The organism is Cupriavidus sp. SK-4 (genome assembly GCF_000611125.1).
GTDB lineage: Bacteria > Pseudomonadota > Gammaproteobacteria > Burkholderiales > Burkholderiaceae > Cupriavidus > Cupriavidus necator.
Genome location: NZ_JFJW01000068.1, coordinates 89,661 through 90,085 on the forward strand (window position 1 = coordinate 89,661; position 425 = coordinate 90,085).

1 pseudogene is annotated in these 425 nt (G+C 77.9%); it reads right to left on the reverse strand.

From position 1 onward, the window contains the following. Nucleotides 1-425 (reverse strand): annotated as a pseudogene (locus tag CF68_RS38350) (hypothetical protein); the annotation flags it as partial.

Below are 425 nucleotides of genomic sequence, written 5' to 3' on the forward strand. Positions count from 1 at the left end.
GCGGCCGGGGCGGACACCTGTTCAGGCGCCGATGCCGGCAGCAGTGCGCCGTCATCGATCTGCCGCAGCACGATGCTGGTGGTCAGCCCGGCCACCGCCGCGACGCTGGCCACGAGTCCCAGCGAGCGCCACCAGCGCCGCGCGCGCGCGGCGCGCGCTGCCATGGCTTGCGCTGCGGTCCGTGTTGCCCGTGGTGGTGGTGCCGCCTCAGCCGCCTGTGCCTGCAGCCACGCGCTGGCAGCGGCACCGACCGGGGCACCCAGAATCTCCGCTGCGGGCTCGCCTGACGCCACGCGCGCAAGCAGCGCATCGCGTCGCGCGGCCTGCGCCGCCTGCAGGCGCGCGGCTTCTTCCAGCACCGCCGTGGCCAGCGTTGGCGGCGCGGCGAAGGGCAGGGCCGCCGCGCCGGCCCGCTGGCGGGCCCC